Consider the following 300-nt stretch of genomic DNA (forward strand, 5'->3'; position numbering starts at 1 on the left):
CATTAAGCTGCACATTATCATACTTCTGATTAAACTCCTCGATGTAGGCTTTAGTTTTATCTGCTGAGGAAATTAAATCTTGAGTATTTGTACTGGTGATGGTTACATTAATTGATAAATCGCCATTGAAATAATTAGCATTAGGTGTTTCAGAAAATCTATCTCTTACAACTGCAACATCCTTTAACTTTATAATACGTCCTGTGGCATCAGCTTTAACAATTAGATTTGATAGCTCATTCGCGTAATATGATCTTGAATTTGCCCGGATTAAATATTCCTCAGTATCTGTTTTTATTT

The 300-nt window shown here is 32.3% G+C and carries 1 protein-coding gene; it reads right to left on the minus strand.

What is annotated here, in order from left to right; all coding sequences use genetic code 11:
* A partial coding sequence (locus H4O21_RS28975) for an efflux RND transporter permease subunit (RefSeq protein WP_182812816.1) occupies positions 1 to 300 on the minus strand: 300 nt, incomplete at both ends.

It is taken from the genome of Oceanospirillum sediminis, assembly GCF_014164585.1.
GTDB classification, from domain to species: domain Bacteria; phylum Pseudomonadota; class Gammaproteobacteria; order Pseudomonadales; family Halomonadaceae; genus Oceanospirillum; species Oceanospirillum sediminis.